The 16,188-nt window shown below is 43.6% G+C and carries 17 protein-coding genes; all 17 read right to left on the bottom strand.

Annotated elements, in window-relative coordinates:
- Position 1: 1 nt before the first annotated feature.
- A complete protein-coding gene (rplU, locus tag EUAN_RS05235) occupies positions 2–313 on the bottom strand; it encodes a 50S ribosomal protein L21 (protein WP_071062438.1) in 312 nt (103 codons plus the stop codon).
- Positions 314–426: 113 nt separating this feature from the next.
- Positions 427–1,941, bottom strand: coding sequence for an Rne/Rng family ribonuclease (locus EUAN_RS05230; RefSeq protein WP_071062436.1), 1,515 nt, complete (start codon positions 1,939–1,941; stop codon positions 427–429).
- A 12-nt stretch (positions 1,942–1,953) separates the two neighbouring features.
- On the bottom strand, positions 1,954–2,655 hold the full coding sequence (locus tag EUAN_RS05225; protein WP_071062434.1) for a TIGR03936 family radical SAM-associated protein: 702 nt from the start codon (positions 2,653–2,655) through the stop codon (positions 1,954–1,956).
- Positions 2,655–4,493, bottom strand: a complete 1,839-nt coding sequence (locus tag EUAN_RS05220; RefSeq protein ID WP_071062432.1) for a TIGR03960 family B12-binding radical SAM protein — start codon at positions 4,491–4,493, stop codon at positions 2,655–2,657. The genes EUAN_RS05225 and EUAN_RS05220 overlap by 1 nt, the downstream gene beginning before the upstream one ends.
- 105 nt (positions 4,494–4,598) lie before the next feature.
- Positions 4,599–4,880: a cell division topological specificity factor MinE gene (gene minE, locus EUAN_RS05215; protein WP_071062430.1), complete on the bottom strand. Its 282-nt coding sequence runs from the start codon at positions 4,878–4,880 to the stop codon at positions 4,599–4,601.
- Positions 4,881–4,893: 13 nt separating this feature from the next.
- Positions 4,894–5,691 carry a septum site-determining protein MinD gene (gene minD, locus EUAN_RS05210; protein WP_071062428.1) on the bottom strand — a complete coding sequence of 266 codons (798 nt, stop codon included), beginning with the start codon at positions 5,689–5,691 and terminating at the stop codon, positions 4,894–4,896.
- Between the two features lie 12 nt (positions 5,692–5,703).
- The gene (gene minC, locus EUAN_RS05205; protein ID WP_071062426.1) at positions 5,704–6,390 is read right to left on the bottom strand and encodes a septum site-determining protein MinC; all 687 of its coding nucleotides are present in this window, start codon (positions 6,388–6,390) and stop codon (positions 5,704–5,706) included.
- Positions 6,391–6,429: 39 nt separating this feature from the next.
- Entirely contained in the window at positions 6,430–9,789 is a 3,360-nt protein-coding gene (locus EUAN_RS05200; protein WP_071062424.1) for a penicillin-binding transpeptidase domain-containing protein, read from the bottom strand.
- Between the two features lie 15 nt (positions 9,790–9,804).
- Entirely contained in the window at positions 9,805–10,308 is a 504-nt protein-coding gene (mreD, locus tag EUAN_RS05195) for a rod shape-determining protein MreD (protein WP_071062422.1), read from the bottom strand.
- 11 nt (positions 10,309–10,319) lie between these two features.
- Complete coding sequence (gene mreC / locus EUAN_RS05190; RefSeq protein WP_071062420.1) at positions 10,320–11,165, bottom strand: rod shape-determining protein MreC; 846 nt, start codon at positions 11,163–11,165, stop codon at positions 10,320–10,322.
- A gap of 21 nt (positions 11,166–11,186) precedes the next feature.
- Positions 11,187–12,218, bottom strand: coding sequence for a rod shape-determining protein (locus tag EUAN_RS05185; RefSeq protein WP_211266285.1), 1,032 nt, complete (start codon positions 12,216–12,218; stop codon positions 11,187–11,189).
- A gap of 25 nt (positions 12,219–12,243) precedes the next feature.
- A complete protein-coding gene (gene radC / locus EUAN_RS05180) occupies positions 12,244–12,936 on the bottom strand; it encodes a RadC family protein (RefSeq protein ID WP_245674443.1) in 693 nt (230 codons plus the stop codon).
- 22 nt (positions 12,937–12,958) lie between these two features.
- Positions 12,959–13,540 (bottom strand): Maf family protein, encoded by a 582-nt coding sequence (locus EUAN_RS05175; protein ID WP_245674453.1) that lies wholly within the window; start codon positions 13,538–13,540, stop codon positions 12,959–12,961.
- Positions 13,541–13,551: 11 nt separating this feature from the next.
- Positions 13,552–14,067, bottom strand: a complete 516-nt coding sequence (locus EUAN_RS05170; protein WP_071062415.1) for a Gx transporter family protein — start codon at positions 14,065–14,067, stop codon at positions 13,552–13,554.
- 11 nt (positions 14,068–14,078) lie between these two features.
- On the bottom strand, positions 14,079–14,456 hold the full coding sequence (locus tag EUAN_RS05165; RefSeq protein ID WP_071062414.1) for a NusG domain II-containing protein: 378 nt from the start codon (positions 14,454–14,456) through the stop codon (positions 14,079–14,081).
- Between the two features lie 137 nt (positions 14,457–14,593).
- A complete protein-coding gene (gene rnfB, locus EUAN_RS05160; protein ID WP_071062412.1) occupies positions 14,594–15,589 on the bottom strand; it encodes an RnfABCDGE type electron transport complex subunit B in 996 nt (331 codons plus the stop codon).
- Between the two features lie 12 nt (positions 15,590–15,601).
- Positions 15,602–16,174, bottom strand: a complete 573-nt coding sequence (gene rsxA, locus EUAN_RS05155; RefSeq protein WP_071062410.1) for an electron transport complex subunit RsxA — start codon at positions 16,172–16,174, stop codon at positions 15,602–15,604.
- Positions 16,175–16,188 lie beyond the last annotated feature (14 nt).

The raw sequence follows: 16,188 nt of genomic DNA, 5'->3' as shown, positions 1-16,188 counted from the left end.
ATTATCCGTTGATTTTAGATATTTTTAGCTTAGTGTAAGGCTGACGATGACCTTGCTTTTTTCTGTAGTCTTTCTTAGCCTTGAACTTGAAAACTATTATCTTCTTAGCTTTACCTTGGTCTTCTATAGTAGCGCTTACTTTCGCTCCTTCAACATAAGGCTTTCCAACTTTAACGTCTCCGTCGTTAGACACTAGAAGAACGTTTGAAAGATCTATACTGTCTCCTTGAGCTCCCTCAAGCTTTTCAACATAGATAACATCTCCTTCAGCAACTCTGTACTGCTTTCCACCTGTTTCAACTACTGCGTACATTCAATGCACCTCCTCAATCCAGTCTCGCTGACTTTTGGTACCTTTCGGTTTCAAAACCTCAGTCAAGCGGCTCTACCTACAATATAGGATTTTATCAATTTATACGGCTCTTGTCAAGAGTTTGAGCCATATTTCTCGGCTATAAATGCGTTCACAAAGTCAAGAGAGCCCATTCTGACTACCTTCAACTCGTCAAAAAATATATCCCTGTTTTCCTTCAGCGTTATCTCTATGTTGAAGTTCTCTTTGAGCACGCCTTCGAAGTCGTGCTTCTTTTCCTTTATATATTCATTCACAAGCGGGTTTATCTCGAAGACTATGGCCTCCACATTGGTGTTCCTGTACGCCCTCTTGACTTCGTTCTGTATATTTGTCACCACAACTTCCTCGGAGTTTATCTTTCCGTTTCCATCGCAGTAAGGGCAGTTTCTGAGAAGCCTCGATGTAAGCCTGCTGCTCGACTTCTTTCTGGTCATCTCCACAAGCCCGAGCCTCGTCATACCCAGCACATTTGTCTTGGTCCTGTCTTTTTTAAGCGCCTCTTCAAGTGCCCTTATAACGGATTCCTCATTTCGCTTGTCTTTCATATCTATGAAGTCTATTATTATTATTCCGCCTATATTCCTAAGCCTTATCTGCTTGGCTATTTCCACAGCGGCCTCTATGTTCATCTGGACCACTGTGTCGTCTAGATCTCTGCCTCCTATGAATTTCCCCGTGTTCACGTCTATGGAAGTCAGCGCCTCTGTCTCATCTATGACTATATAGCCTCCGTTTTCAAGCCTAACAACCCTGTTTATGGCATTCCTTATCATCTTCTCCACGCCCAAGAATCCGAATATGTCGTGGCTTTCGTCAAAGTACTCCACCTTTTGCTCGTACTCCGGAGATATCAGCCTTGTTATCTCCTTTATCTCCTCGTACTTATCCTTGTCGTTTACGACTATCTTGTCCACGCTTGAGTCTATATAGTCTCTGGCCATCCTCTGTATTATGTCCAGCTCTCTGTAGAGAAGGCTTGGAGGTCTTTTCAGTTTGCTCTCGGTGTTCAGCTTTTCAAAGGTGTTCACAAGAAAGTTTATATCCGACTCCAGATCTTCTTTTGATATTCCGCCGCTCGCAGTCCTGATTATGCATCCCATGCCCTTTGGAAGAATCTCTTCCGCAAGATGCTTAAGCCTCGACCTCTCTTCATCGGAGCTTATCTTTCTAGAGACACCTATATAGCTGTTGAAAGGCATGAGCACCACATACCTGCCTGGCACGCTCAAGTACCTTGTAATCCTGGCCCCTTTGCTTTCAAAGGGCTCCTTTACAATCTGAACTACTATTTCTTCGCCTCTTTTGACTACATCGGCTATAGACAGCTCTTCAACTTTCTTTTTTCCCATCTTCAGTAGTTCTACAGGGATTGCATCCTTGAGGTAGAGAAAGGCGTTCTTTTGAAGCCCTATATCCACAAAGGCCGCCTCCATTCCCGGAAGCACATTTACCACCCTGCCTTTGTATATGTTCCCGCTCAGCTTCTTGTCGTCTTCCCTCTCCACGTATAGTTCAGCTAGTTCGTCATTTTCTATTATAGCTATTCTGTTTTCCTTTATCCCTATGTCTACGATGATCTTGTTCATTTCATTCTCCTTCTAGATAGGTGTGACTATTTTTCCGTCTCGTTCCACGAACAAGTCCACCCTATGAACTTTCACAGATTCCAGATCCAAGTCCATATCTGCATACTCCACCAGTTTAGCCACCACTACCTCAGGTTTTAGATTGCCGTTACTCCCAGTCTTCAGAAACATATTCATCATGATCTCGCCGTTCTCTACAGTCATAAGGTCAACTCTCTTTATATTGGGTCTTATGTTGACCTCTCTAGTAGTCACTTTGTTTTTCTTCTTTTTTTCCTTGTGCTCTATCACTTCTTCCAACTTCAAGAAGCTGTCCAATTTTTTCTGCACTTCTTCCAAAATGTACTCGGAGTTAGGCACTACCTTTACTACATACTGTCCCCACTCTATAAGCGACATTATGGACTCTTTTCCCTCTCGCTCTGCGACCTTCACTATCTTTATGTCTTCTGAGAGGTTCTCGTTTAGCTTTTCCAAAAGCGCTTCCGAAGATATATCTGAATCTAATTCCACGTCCATGTATTCCCCGTCGCTCGACGTCCCAAGGGCAAGCGCAGTGGCAAAGCTCATCTTAGGCTGCGGATTGAACCCCTCTGTATGCCTTAACATTATTCCAGCTCTTCTGAAAGTCCTCTGAAAAAACCTCATAAGGTCTAGATGCGATATATATATCATATTGCCCCTTTTTATGAATTTAAGTCTCATATTCTTCATTAACAAACCCCACCTGTAAAAGTATTGTTTACACCGCAGCCCGTACATCCAAGCCTACAGTCTTTTGTAAGTTCCGCCATCTTGCTCTTCTCATTTTCTTTTATGAGGTACTCTTTAGTCACCCCGGTGTTTATAAAGTCCCAAGGGAACAGTTCTTCATAGTCTCTTTCTCTGTTGGCGTAGAAATGAGGGTCTATTCCAAGCGATTCGAAAGACTCCATCCACTTTTCGTAGTTGAAGTGCTCGCTCCATCCGTCGAATCTGCATCCTCTCTTGTGGGCCTCTATCAAGACTTCTCCTATCTTCCTGTCTCCCCTAGCTATTACAGCCTCTAGAAAGCTCAGTTTGCTGTCGTGACTGTTGTAGTTGACTTTGCTGTCTCTTATGCTTTTCCTGAGCATAAGCGTCTTTCTATCGAACTCCTCAACCGTGTCTTGAGGGAACCACTGATAAGGTGTAAACGGCTTAGGTACAAAACACGAAGTGCTCGCTGTGACTTTGAGATTACCCTTTCTCTCTTCTCTCGGTATTGCAAAAAACTCATCTTTTACTTTATATGCCAGCTCCTTTATACCCATAACGTCTTCGTCTGTCTCTGTAGGAAGGCCTATCATAAAGTAAAGCTTAACCGTAGACCAGCCTCTTCTGAAGGCGTTTCTAGTGGACTCTATAAGGTCGCTCTCCTGTATGCCCTTGTTTATCACGTCTCTGAGCCTCTGGCTGCCGGCCTCTGGTGCGAAAGTGAGCCCCGTCTTTCTGACTTTCTGTATCTCCTCTATCATCTCTATAGGGAATTTGTCCAGTCTAAGTGAAGGAAGTGATAAGGCTATCTTCTTGTCTTTGTACTCGTCCATCATCCTAGAGACTAGCCCCTCTATGTCGGAGTAGTCGCTTGTGCTAAGCGAAGCCAGCGACACCTCGTCGTATCCTGTGTTTTGGAGCAATGTCCTGGAATGATTCATTATAGTCTCCACACTTCTCTCTCTTATAGGCCTGTATATTGTACCAGCCTGACAGAATCTGCAGCCTCTGGTACAGCCTCTGAATATCTCCACCATGGCCCTGTCGTGTACAGACTCTATATAAGGCACTACAAATCTATCTGGGAAATATGCACTATCCAGGTCCTCCACTATTCTCTTTGTAACAGTCTTAGGAAATTCTTCACTTATAGGCTCGAAGGACTTAAGCGTTCCATCTTCGTTGTACTCGGCTTCGTAGAACTTAGGCACATATATCCCCTCTACTTGCGCTATCCTCTTCAAATAAGCCTCTCTTGTGTACTCGCCCTTTTTCATCTCTCTGTATATATCCAGGATTTCAAGGTTCACCTCTTCCCCTTCACCTATTACGAAGAAGTCCACTATATTGGCTAGAGGCTCAGGGTTGTAGGCACAAGGCCCTCCTGCCACTACAAGAGGGTCGCCTTCGCCTCTCTCGCTCCATCTAAGCGGTATATTGGAGAGTTCAAGCATATTCAGTATGTTGGTGTAGCTCATCTCGTACTGCAGCGTGAATCCAACAAAGTCAAACTTTGAAAGCGGATCTCCGCTCTCCAGTCCGTAAAGCGGTATGCTGTGCTCTCTCATCTTCGCTTCCATATCTATCCACGGTGCATATGCCCTCTCGCACGCTACGTCTTCAACCGTGTTAATCAAGTTGTAGAGTATATGCGATCCAAGGTGAGACATCCCAACTTCGTATACATCGGGAAATCCCATCACAAATCTTATAGTATTTTCATTTATATCTTTTTTTATCGAGTTTATCTCTCCCCCGACATATCTACTGGGTTTTTCTACTTCTAAAAGTATTCTCTCTATATTCTCGTTTTTCATCGAATTACCTTCCCTTTCTATAGCTCTCTGAAATTATTTTATCACTTTTCAGCTCTATTTAATACAGCAAAAGACCAAAAGAATAGAGCGCGGAATGTCCGCACTCTACTTTGAATTGTCTTCCTTTATTTTAACTATCGGAATATTGGCCACTAACGCAGATATTGGAGCGCTGTCTATGTCTCTCTTAGTTCTGCTGAATTTCAGATCCATTCCCTCTCCATCTATCTCCATATACTTTGAAACAGCTTCTATTATGTCGTGCTTTATGTTCTCTAGAAGTATTGGGGAGACATTGTTTCTGTCGTGTATAAGTACCAGTTTCAGCCTTTCTTTGGCTACATTCTTGCTTTTTTTCTCTTTGCTAAAAAACTTGAAAATCTCCAAAACAACACCCCCTCTACTTCTTATTGAAGAACAGCTTCTTGAATTTATCTATAAACCCTTCTTCTACGTCTAGGTTCATAAGTGGGACTTCTTCTCCCATAACCCTCTTCACTATGTTTCTGTATGCCTTTCCAGCCATGGAGTTAGAGTCTAGGACCGCTGGCTCCCCCTTGTTGCTAGATATAACTATAAACTCGTCGTCTGGAACGACACCTATAAGGTCTATAGCCAATATCTCTATCATGTCATCTATGTTCATCATGTCGCCACGGTTTACCATGTCCTGCTTAATTCTGTTGACTATCAGTTTTGGATTTTCCAACCCATTTGCCTCCAAGAGCCCTATTATCCTGTCGGCGTCTCTCACGGCTGAAACTTCCGGCGTAGTCACAACTATAGCTCTGTCAGCCCCAGATATGGCGTTCTGGAATCCTTGCTCTATTCCAGCAGGACAGTCCACTATTACGTAGTCCACCATCTCCTTTAGCTCTCCAACTAGGGATTTCATCTGTTCTGGATTTATAGCTGTCTTGTCTTTTGTCTGAGCTGCCGGGAGCAGAAACAGGTTCTCATGTCTCTTGTCTTTTATAAGCCCTTGCTTGAGCTTGCAGTTTCCTTCGACCACGTCGACTATATCGTAGACTATTCTGTTCTCAAGCCCCATGACCACATCCAGGTTTCTAAGCCCTATATCCGCATCCAGTATTGCCACTGACTTTCCTTCTATCGCAAGTCCTGTGCCTATGTTAGCTGTGGTTGTCGTCTTTCCAACGCCACCCTTTCCTGAAGTGATAACTATAACCTCTCCCATCTTTTTTCCTCCCTATTTTCTTGAATTTCTCTTTAAATAAGATTCTATTACTATCATTCCATCTTGAATCTTGGCTATTTCAGGCCATTCCGGCTTATCTACTTCTTCGTCCGGCTTCCTAGAGATCACGTCGGCTATTTGAAGCTGAGTAGGCTCCAGGCTAAAAGCCGCCACAAGAGCTTCCTTGTCCCCGTCGCTTCCAGCCCTTGCTATTCCCTTAAGCGCTCCCAGCACAATTATATTTCCACTGGCTGAAAGTACTCCACCTGGATTTACATCGCCTAGCACCACTATATTGCCACTGTACTCTATAAGCTGCCCTGACCTGACAGTCGCCTCTATGAACTTGGTTTTTCCTTCTTTTGAATTTGCTTTCAACATGTTCTCCACAAAGCTGCCTTTCTCTATCTTCTTGGACTTCTCGGCCCTAGACTTTCTTCTGTTTTTCTTGATTTCAACCTCTGAGCTGTCTAGAACTACCATTCCGTATTTGTTTACCAGTATATCCTCTATGCTCTTTAAACTATCAAAGTCGAGCTCTTCTCCTGATATTTCCTTTACTTTTGCTCCTCTGAAGAAATCCCTTGATTCATTTAACTTATTCTCTATCTCTGTTATTATACCACTCATCTCGCCCTTTTTGATAGATATAATTATCCCATCGCTATTCCCTCTAAAGTTGACCAGCTTGTTGTTCATAACAATTCCTCCAGTAATTAAAAAATAATTGGCAAGAGTTTATCTTGCCAATTTATTGTCTATGTCGAAGCTTTCGCTCTGGCTTTCTTTCCCGAGCTTAAGGTATTCAGCTATTATCTCTCTAGCCACAGGAGTAGAGTATCCTCCCTCTCCACCTTGGGAGATCATAACGGCCACAGCTATCCTAGAGGCATCTGGATTCCCCTCTTCATACGGCGCATATGCTGTAGTCCAAGAGTAGTTGTCGTATCCTCCACCAGTCAGTGGATTTACGCCTCCCTTTTGAGCGGTTCCCGTCTTGGCCGCCACTTTAACTGGGAAGTTTCCGAATATACCTCTAACTAGTCCAACAGTAGTTCCTTGGTACATACCTTTTCCAGCTTCCTCAAGAGAGGACATGTCCTTTAGATTCACTTTCTCAGAGACTCGCTCTGGAGAGTGTGTTGTCTTGGTGCTGTCATAGCTGTCTATCTTGTCTACAACGCTGACCTTGTTTCTAGTCCCTCCATTTGCCAAAGTGGCTATATAGTTTGCCATCTGAATAGGCGTATAGCTGTTCTCACCTTGTCCAATAGAGATATTCATATCATCGGCTTCACTCCACTGAGATTGGTTTAGGTAAGTGTATTTTATAGTATCTCCCAGGTCCTCTTTCTTGCCCTGAAGAACTTTCTCTCCGTCTATCCCCATCTTCTGGAGTCTCTTCACGACTTCTGCCTTTGAAAGTGGTTTCTCGTACTCAGCCCAAGACACTATTTCGTTTACTATCTTTATCTTGTCCTCGCTTGTGAACTTCTTGCCCTCTGCATAGTACGACTCTATCTCTCCGTTTAGGAAGTTTCTGAGAAGTGCTTTTGTAGACTCGGTCTTTGTCCCAGAGCTTGGAACACCTCTAGATACTTCGCCTGGAATCTCAACTCCAGTCTTGTCACCTAGCCCGAACTCTTTTGCGACTTTCATTATCTCGTCAACTCCAGCTTTTCCTGCCAGCTTTTCCCCTGTCTTAGGTATCCTTCCAAGGGCAACTGAGTAGAAGTAGTAGTTGCATGACTCTGCTAGCGCATGATAAAGATCTGTAGATCCATGGCTTCCTTTCCTCGAGTTCCATATCCAGCATCCGAACTGCGTATCCCCAAGCTCAACTACACCGTAGTCGTAGATAGTCTTGTTAGGAGATATCCCCACTTCCATTGCAGCCATTCCAGTGATCATCTTGAAAGTAGATCCAGGCTGGACTGCCGTCTGGATGGCCGTGTTGTAGAGCGGCCTAGCCGCCAGTGGATCATCTTCGTCTTCCGGCATAAGGCTCTCCCAGTCGTCTCCCGATATCCCGGTTGCAAAGAGATTCGGATCATATGAAGGGTAGTTGGCCATGGCCAGTACCTCGCCTGTCTTTGTGTCTATTGCGACTGCCGACCCAGAAGTGGCGAATCTAAAGGCTTTTGCATAGTTGTAGTTGCCCCATTCTGACTCGAAGACTCCACCTCTTTGAATCTGATTAAGGGCTCTCTCAAGCGACTCTTCCGTCACCTTCTGAAGCTCTGCGTCTATAGTAAGGTAGAGAGTGTCACCCGGAACTGTATCCTTTTCGTCTATGGAGCTTATTACATTTCCCATAGAGTCGACTTCTACCCTTCTGCTTCCATCTTCACCTTTCAAGTAGTCCTCATACTTCTGCTCTACACCTGTCTTGCCTATGAGGTATCCCGGAAGATATCCTCTTTCCTTTATATACTTGTTGACTTCATCTTCTTGAGCTATCTTGCCCATATATCCAAGTATGTGAGCCGCCGTAGTTCCCTGCGGATAGTACCTTATAGGCTCCATAGAAACCCTTACACCGAATAGCCCTGACTTATTCTCCTCTATCTGCGCTACAACCCTGTCATTTACGTTGTACGCTATGTTTATAGGATAGTAGCCCTGATATCCCAAGTTCTTGAACTCGTCTAGTATGATCATCATATTTCTAGCTTCGTAATCTGTTACTTCTTCTGATATCTCATTTTTCTTCCTTATCTCTTCGAAGACACTTTCAGCGTCAGCGCCTTCCTTCAGTCCATACCTTTTAAACCAAGCTATCCTGTCAGCCTGTGGAGAGTACTCCCATTCTGATATGGATATCCTAGGGTTTACATAGTTAAGCATGACCTTTTGAGAGAAAGTCTTTACTTTTTCATCTGTCACAAAGTCTGCAATCGTGTCTTCCACCTCTGCAATCTTTATAAGTGCGCTTGCCGGAGCAGTGTTCTTGTCTATATCGTATTTCGCGAAGAGTTCATCTCTGTCCTTCTCGTCTTTCACTTCGTACTTGAGCTCTTTTTTCTCCTCGTCTATCACGACTTTAAACGGCATGTCTACATTCTTTTCCTTTAACATGCTTATCATCACTTCAGCCGGAGCGCTCAAATACTCTTTCTCGCCATCAGTTCGCTCTACAAACACACTCTCTAGCAGCTCCTGAATTCCATTTGTCTCTCTGAGTATGTTTACAAAGTCCTCTTTGGCATCAGACTCCATCGTCACGCTCTGAAACTGGGAAGAGAGCTCTTCTTTTATAGACTTGTACTGATCGTCATATATCAAGCTAAACTCCTCTATTTCAATATCCTCTAGCAACCCTCTCGGGGCCATGTAGTCGTATACCATTTTTCTCGACATAGGGTCATTTATCAGCTTTACTGCAAACTGTTTCTGGTTCTTAGACCCTATCAGCTGGTAAACGTCGCTGGTGGCATTAGAGCCTCCGCTCAGTCCATTCTCTGACTTCCAGCTCGAAACATCTTCCTGTGTATAGTAAAACTGGATTCCCGAACTGTAGTCTACGTCTATAGGCATAGAGCCTCCGCCTTCAGATTCCAGTAGATTAAGGGCTTTCTTGGCCATATAGAAGTCCGAAACCCCACCGTCGTCGCTGTAGTCCATGCTAAGCATCAATATGCTTGAGATGAGGTTCCCCGATACAATTCTCTCTGCCACTTCTTCTGTAGCGGAGTTCCCGCTTTCAGAAGCAAGCGCTCCGTTTTTAAATTTAAAGTCGTTCATAAGTATAGGGAGTTCATCTTTATAGCTTATCCCCTCTTCGCCCAGTATGTGTATCAGATTTAAAAGAGTCTTATTTCTGGCCTCGTTGTCTGACGACTCTATCTCGTCTTTTACTACTTGGACTGTAAAGCTAGGTTTGTTTCCAGCTAGCAGCTTCCCGTTTCTATCCCTGATTTCTCCTCTAGGAGCAGTTATAGGTATCTCCTTGAATTTCCTTGTCTCCGCAAGCTGCCTGTACTCCTCACCATCTACCACTGTAAGCTTTGCCATTCTCAACCCCAGCCCTGTAAGTACGGCCGCCAAGATGAGAATCACAACATTATGTCTATCTTTAAATCTCTCAAAAAAACTCATAGTGCTCCACCTCTTCTAAAGTCCCCTCGTAAACTTAACAGATGGCTCTTTGTAACTGCTAAGCATTGCCTTGTATATAAACACCGTTATAGCTCCATTGTATATCAGTTCCTTTATCATATCCCCTAAAATCAGGTCTATAAAGCTGACCTCTATCTTCAAGAAATAGAGGAAAAAAAACTGGACAAAGTACATGAATACAGTCGCAGACAGTGTCAGCACAAAAGGCAAGAACAGATTTTCTTTAAACACTTTTTGATCCAAACTACCCACTAGGAGCCCTACAGAAAAAAGCCCCAGCGTGTTAATTCCAATCACTCCGCTAAACATTACATCCTGAAGCAGCCCAGATACAAGCCCTGCCACAGCTCCTGACCTTTTGCCCGCTATAAGCGAGAGTGCTACAACTATTATAAGCGACGTATTTGGCACTGTTGAGCCTATGCTTAAGTTGTTCAAAACAGTGACTTGGAGTATGAAATTGACTAGTATTATAACTGCAATTTTTATTGGATTCAATCAATTCACTCCTATTCCCTTTTTCCTGTAACTACAAATACCTCATGGAGTTTGCTGAAGTTTATTCCAGTTTCCACCTTTATATGAGTAAGCAGATCGTTAGCATTCTTCTTTACTTCGCTGACTTCCCCTATATAAATGCCTTCCTGATACACTCCGCCCATGCCAGAAGTTATAAGCCTGTCGCCTTTTGTCACAGTTGTTTCGGTGTCGAACATATAGCCCTCAAGGCCTCCGTCTAAGTTACCTTTTACGATTCCCCCGTCTCTGTTTCTGACTACACTGAAGCTGACGTTGTTGCTCACATCTACTATGGATGTGACCTTCGACCAGTCTTCTCCTACTTCTGTTATATTCCCTACAAGTCCTTCTGTGACCAGTTCGTTGTCTATCTCAACTCCCAGTATAACTGGGTCTCCCTTTTTCAGCCCGTCCTTCGAGCCTTTGTTTATTGTAAACTTTTCAAACCAGTTCCCAGGATCCTTCGCAGTAACCTTGGCCACTGTAAACTCATAGCTTGAGTTCTGGCTGAGCTCGTACTCGCTTTTCAGAAAGTCTGTTTTTCCGACTATCTCCTCGTACTCCAAAACGGAGTCCTTCAGCTTTATATTTTCCTCTCTGAGGGCTTTGTTTTCCTCTCTGAGTGTAAATATATCTCCTATTGAACCCGCCCCTGAAGTTATCTTGCTCTTTATGCCGTAGAAAAAGCCAGTGACAGGACTCAGCACTCCTCCAACTGCATCCTCACCACCAGTCATGTTTTCTTTTCTAGATGCAGTAGTGACTATAGTCCCCAGTATTACCAGGAACACAAGCCCTATTCCAATTCTAGCCTTGTTTTTTTTAAAGAAGTTCATTTTATCCACCAACTCGAAGTATTAGTTTATTTTTCTTGAATTTTTCGCAACTCTCCTAAGTATGTCTATATCTTCTAGCGACTTTCCTGTCCCTATCGCCACGCAGTCCTTAGGATCTTCAGCTACGCTTACGTCTATTCCCGTCTCCTTGTTTATAACTCTTCCTAGACCGTCTAGCAGTGCTCCTCCTCCAGCGAGCACAATACCTCTCTCCATTATATCTGAAGAAAGCTCTGGCGGTGTCTTTTCAAGCGTAGTCTTTATCGACTCCACTATTTGACTTATGCTGTCTTTCATGGCCTTGTATATCTCTTCAGATGTCACCTTTATAGTCTTCGGAAGACCTGAAAGCAGATCTCTACCCCTGACTTCCATAGACTTGCTCTTGTTGCTCTGATTTATATCAGCCGTCCCTATGTTTATCTTTATCTCTTCGGCAGTTCTCTCACCTATCATAAGGTTGTATTCCCTCTTCACATAGTTGACTATAGAGGAGTCAAGTTCATCTCCGGCTATCCTTACCGACTTGCTTGTGACTATCCCTCCTAGCGATATAACCGCCACTTCGGTAGTTCCTCCTCCTATGTCCACTATCATTATTCCAACCGGCTCCTGCACAGGAAGGCCTGCTCCTATGGCCGCTGCCATAGGCTCCTCTATAAGATAGGCCTCTCTCGCTCCAGCCTGCATAGCCGCCTCTTCTACAGCTCTCTTCTCAACCTCTGTGACTCCTGAAGGAACACACACAACTATTCTAGGCCTAAAAAGCGAGCTCTTGCCTCTAGCTTTCTTTATAAAGTGTCTAAGCATTGTCTGAGTCACGTCAAAGTCTGCTATTACTCCGTCCGAAAGCGGTCTTATAGCCACTATGTTCCCAGGAGTTCTACCTATCATGTTTTTGGCGTCCTCTCCTACAGCCAGTACCTCTTTAGTCTGTGTATTTATAGCTACAACTGAAGGCTCGTTTATAACTATACCTTTCCCTTTTACGTAAACCAGTATATTCGCAGTACCTAAGTCGATACCCATATTCTTTGAAAATGAATTAAACATATTAAATCCCATTCCTCTCTGTCTTTTAAATTATACGTTGCTCCTTAAAGCTGAAATACTCATTTTTCCCCACTATTATATGGTCTAGCACTTTTATCCCCATAAGTTCTCCGCACTCCACCAGCCTCTTTGTAATGGATATATCCTCTTTGCTGGGGTTTGTGCTCCCGCTAGGGTGATTGTGTGCAAGTATTATAGATGCGCTGCTTCTTCTAACAGCATTCTTGAAAACCTCTCTTGGGTGAACAATGGCTGAATTCAAGCTTCCTACCGAGACGTTGTGAACCTCTATTATCTGATTCTTGTTGTCCAGCATCACTATGTTGAAATGCTCCTTTTTCAGATCACCCATATATCTCATAAGGTAGTTCGAGACATCTGTAGGAGAATTTATCTTGTGCCTGATTTCCTCTGAAATAAGCACCCTTTTACCAAGCTCTACAGCCGCCAATACTCCAGATGCTTTGCTGGGTCCTATCCCTTTTATCTTGCTAAGTTCTTCTACAGATATGTCGACTAGGGCGTTTATACCGCTGCTGTAGCTTGAAAGCAGCTCCCTTGAGATCTCCAGAGCAGAAGCATGTCTAGACCCTGTCTTTAAAATTATGGCCAGCAATTCGACATTTGAAAGCGACCCTGCTCCATGCTTTATGAGCTTCTCTCTAGGTCTTTCATCCTCAGGCATTGACTTTATGGTATACCTGATTCCTCTATCCAAACGACTCTCCTCCCCGATATCGCTATAGTAGTTCTACTTCAAAACACCTAAGCATTTTTTCAAGCAAAGCCACTGGAAGTCCCACCACATTAGAGTGCGATCCTGATATCCAGTCCACAAGTATTTCGCCTATTCCCTGCACAGCGTATGAGCCTGCTTTGTCCAAGTACTCACCGCTGTCTAAGTATTTGTCTATCTTCTCTTTGCTCAGTTCCTTGAACTTGACTTTTGTCACGTCATAGTCTACAAGCTTTTGACCTTTCTCGCCCCAGACCATGGCCACTCCTGTCACCACAATATGCTCTCTACCGCTTAGCAGCTGAAGCATCTTGAAGGCTTCCTCTCTGTCACTGGGCTTGCCCAGCATTCCATCGCAGTACACCACAGTGTCCGCTCCTATCACCAAGCTATCGGCTTCTCTTTCAGCTATGTCCAAAGCTTTCTCTAGCGCAATGGCCATCGCTGAAGCCATAGGACTCTCAGAATTTTCGAAACTCTCCGAAATCCCGCTTGGAACTACATCAAAATCCAAATTGAACCTGCTCATTATTTCAACTCTTCTAGGCGACGCCGAAGCCAAGATCAATCTCTTCAAACAAACCACTTCCATCTTCTCTATATTTTATTCCTGCTGTAGACATTCCTGACATACTTCTCGAAGTATGAAGCCGTAACGCCTATAGCATAGCCTGTGAACAGGCTTATGATCGCCAGTACCGGATAGTATGTGAAGACCTTCAAGTTCCCAATCAGAATGGACGCCATGCCCACCTGCACCAAATTGTGCATAAGAGCTCCAAATATGCTGACTCCCACAAGGCTGAACTTGCTCCCCATAAATTGATATATGCATATCATAACTGCAGTGCTAGCTATAGCCGAGGGAAGGCTGTAGATTATTCCCGACATATTCCCGGTGCCTACTGCTATCATAAAGCTCTTTAAGATGGCTATCACAATCGCCTCTCTGTGCCCTATGGCCACTATAGCCGAAAGCTGAATTACATTAGAAAGCCCTAGTTTCGCTCCAGGAACTCTTATTGGAAGGGGTATCCCATTTTCTATTATGCCGAGCACTATCCCCATCGAAGTTAGAAGAGCCAATGCTACCATTTTCTTTGTACGGTTCATATCAACACACCCTAGTGGCTTATATAGTCTATTTCACTTTCCAGATCTGCACTCTTTATCTCAACTAAAGTCCTGTTCGGTAGACATACGTTTATCTCCCCTACTTCGCTTATGGCTGATTCCTTTACACAAATTTGGTCTTTGCAGTCTGCATCTATCATCTTAACTTTTCCATCTTTTATCATGAGCTCGTTATGCCCATATTTTGAGTCTATGACAGTGGTGATTTCAGTGCTTTCATCAAACACTATCTCTTTGTACGGTTTCCCGTCAACTTCTATATAGACGTATTTAGAGTCTCCGCTTTCTATGCTGTTCTTGCTTAGATACATCCCAGCTAAACTGAGCACTACCACGACTGCTATCAGTATTCTATCGTAATTTGTCATAGGCCTCTCCTCTTGTTTCTTTTAGACACAATTACTCACTTTTTTAGTTTATCACTTCACTATTTTATTTACAAGCTATATATTGTTGACAATGGGTTGCGAAAAAGTTAAAGCCTGGACTTCCGCCCAGGCCTGTTTTATTTCTTATTTGAAGTTCTGTTTTTCATATCTATTGCATCGAAAGGACATTTGTTTGCACATACGCTACATCCTATGCAGTTTTCTTGATTTACTACATGCGCCTCTTCTCTGTATCCGTCTATAGTGTATGTCGGGCAGTGCTGGGCACATACCGTACATCCCACGCATTTGTCAGGGTTTATCTCAGCCACTTTTCTGACTTCGAAATTAGCCCATATCGCCTTTGTCGGACATACCTCTGCACATACCATACAGTTTGTACACTTGTCATAGTTTATATATGCCAAGTTGTTTTTAAACTCCATAGCTCCGAAAGGACACGCCTTAACACACATCTGGCAGCTTATACAGCCTACAGAGCAGCTGTCTTTTACAGCCTTTCCTTTGTCGTTGCTGTTACAGTCAACCACGACTTCCTGGCTATAAGGCACCATGTCTATTACCATCTTAGGGCAGACCTCTATACACTTTCCACAAGCAGTACACTTGTCCCTGTCTATCTCAGCTATTCCGTCCACCATCCTGATCGCATCGAAAGGACAGACCTTTTCACAAGTTCCAAATCCAAGACATCCATAAGAACAAGACTTGTTTCCACCAGAAACTAGCGCCGCAGCTCTACAGTCATGTATTCCTTCATACTTGAACTTTTCTTTTGCATTGCAGCTAGTTCCGTTGCATATAACTCTTGCAACTTGCTTTTCGCTAGCTCCTGCAGCCGATCCCATTATATCGGCTATTGCACTTGCTGATTCATCTCCTCCTACTGGACATGCATTCACAGGTGCTTCACCATTTGCTATAGCCTCTGCAAGTCCATCACAGCCTGGAAATCCACATGCTCCACAGTTTGCTCCAGGAAGAGCATTTCTAACTTTTTCAATTTTTTCATCTACCGGCACATGAAACGCCTTAGCCGCGAGTGCAAGTCCTACCCCGAATGCAGCTCCAAGTGCTCCAAGTGCTCCTACTGCTACTATTATTCCATTCATCTGTCATACCTCCTAGACAAGTCCAGCGAAGCCTAAGAACGCTATAGACATAAGTCCCGCTGATATCAAAGCTATAGGAAATCCCTCTAGCGACTCTGGTATATCTGCCAATTCAAGCCTCTCTCTTATACCCGCAAACAGAACTATAGCAAGAGTAAATCCTAGAGCTGCAGCAAACGAGTTTACAACTGTTTGAACTAGAGTGTATTCGCTTTGTATGTTAAGCAGCGAAACTCCAAGTACCGCACAGTTAGTAGTTATAAGTGGAAGGAAAACACCTAGCGACTTGTAAAGCGCAGGACTCGCCTTCTTTATAAACATCTCAACGGCTTGTACTAGAGAAGCTATAACCAGTATAAAGAATATTGTCTGGAGATACTCAAGCTCAAAAGGAATAAGTATTGCTTTTTGAACTATATATGTCACCGTTCCAGCTATCGTCATTACAAAAGTAACGGCCATACCCATTCCAAAAGCTGTCTCTATTTTTTTCGAAACTCCAAGGAATGGACATATCCCTAGAAATTTAGACAGTACAAAGTTATTTACGAGTATGGAACTCACTATTATCCCGAACAAACTCATCTATTTCGCCTCCT

It is taken from the genome of Andreesenia angusta (genome assembly GCF_001855385.1).
GTDB lineage: Bacteria > Bacillota > Clostridia > Tissierellales > Gottschalkiaceae > Andreesenia > Andreesenia angusta.
This window is presented reverse-complemented; position numbering and strand designations above follow the sequence as displayed.

Bases quoted from the DNA above. Each gene is read 5' to 3' on its own strand.
- EUAN_RS05220 (WP_071062432.1), bottom strand. From the start codon at position 4,493: ATGAAAAACGAGAATATAGAGAGAATACTTTTAGAAGTAGAAAAACCC.
- mreC (WP_071062420.1), bottom strand. From the start codon at position 11,165: ATGAACTTCTTTAAAAAAAACAAGGCTAGAATTGGAATAGGGCTTGTG.
- rnfB (WP_071062412.1), bottom strand. From the start codon at position 15,589: ATGAATGGAATAATAGTAGCAGTAGGAGCACTTGGAGCACTTGGAGCT.
- EUAN_RS05170 (WP_071062415.1), bottom strand. From the start codon at position 14,067: ATGAACCGTACAAAGAAAATGGTAGCATTGGCTCTTCTAACTTCGATG.
- EUAN_RS05165 (WP_071062414.1), bottom strand. From the start codon at position 14,456: ATGACAAATTACGATAGAATACTGATAGCAGTCGTGGTAGTGCTCAGT.
- EUAN_RS05225 (WP_071062434.1), bottom strand. From the start codon at position 2,655: ATGAAGAATATGAGACTTAAATTCATAAAAAGGGGCAATATGATATAT.
- EUAN_RS05185 (WP_211266285.1), bottom strand. From the start codon at position 12,218: ATGTTTAATTCATTTTCAAAGAATATGGGTATCGACTTAGGTACTGCG.
- minD (WP_071062428.1), bottom strand. From the start codon at position 5,691: ATGGGAGAGGTTATAGTTATCACTTCAGGAAAGGGTGGCGTTGGAAAG.
- EUAN_RS05200 (WP_071062424.1), bottom strand. From the start codon at position 9,789: ATGAGTTTTTTTGAGAGATTTAAAGATAGACATAATGTTGTGATTCTC.
- EUAN_RS05230 (WP_071062436.1), bottom strand. From the start codon at position 1,941: ATGAACAAGATCATCGTAGACATAGGGATAAAGGAAAACAGAATAGCT.
- rplU (WP_071062438.1), bottom strand. From the start codon at position 313: ATGTACGCAGTAGTTGAAACAGGTGGAAAGCAGTACAGAGTTGCTGAA.
- minC (WP_071062426.1), bottom strand. From the start codon at position 6,390: ATGAACAACAAGCTGGTCAACTTTAGAGGGAATAGCGATGGGATAATT.
- rsxA (WP_071062410.1), bottom strand. From the start codon at position 16,174: ATGAGTTTGTTCGGGATAATAGTGAGTTCCATACTCGTAAATAACTTT.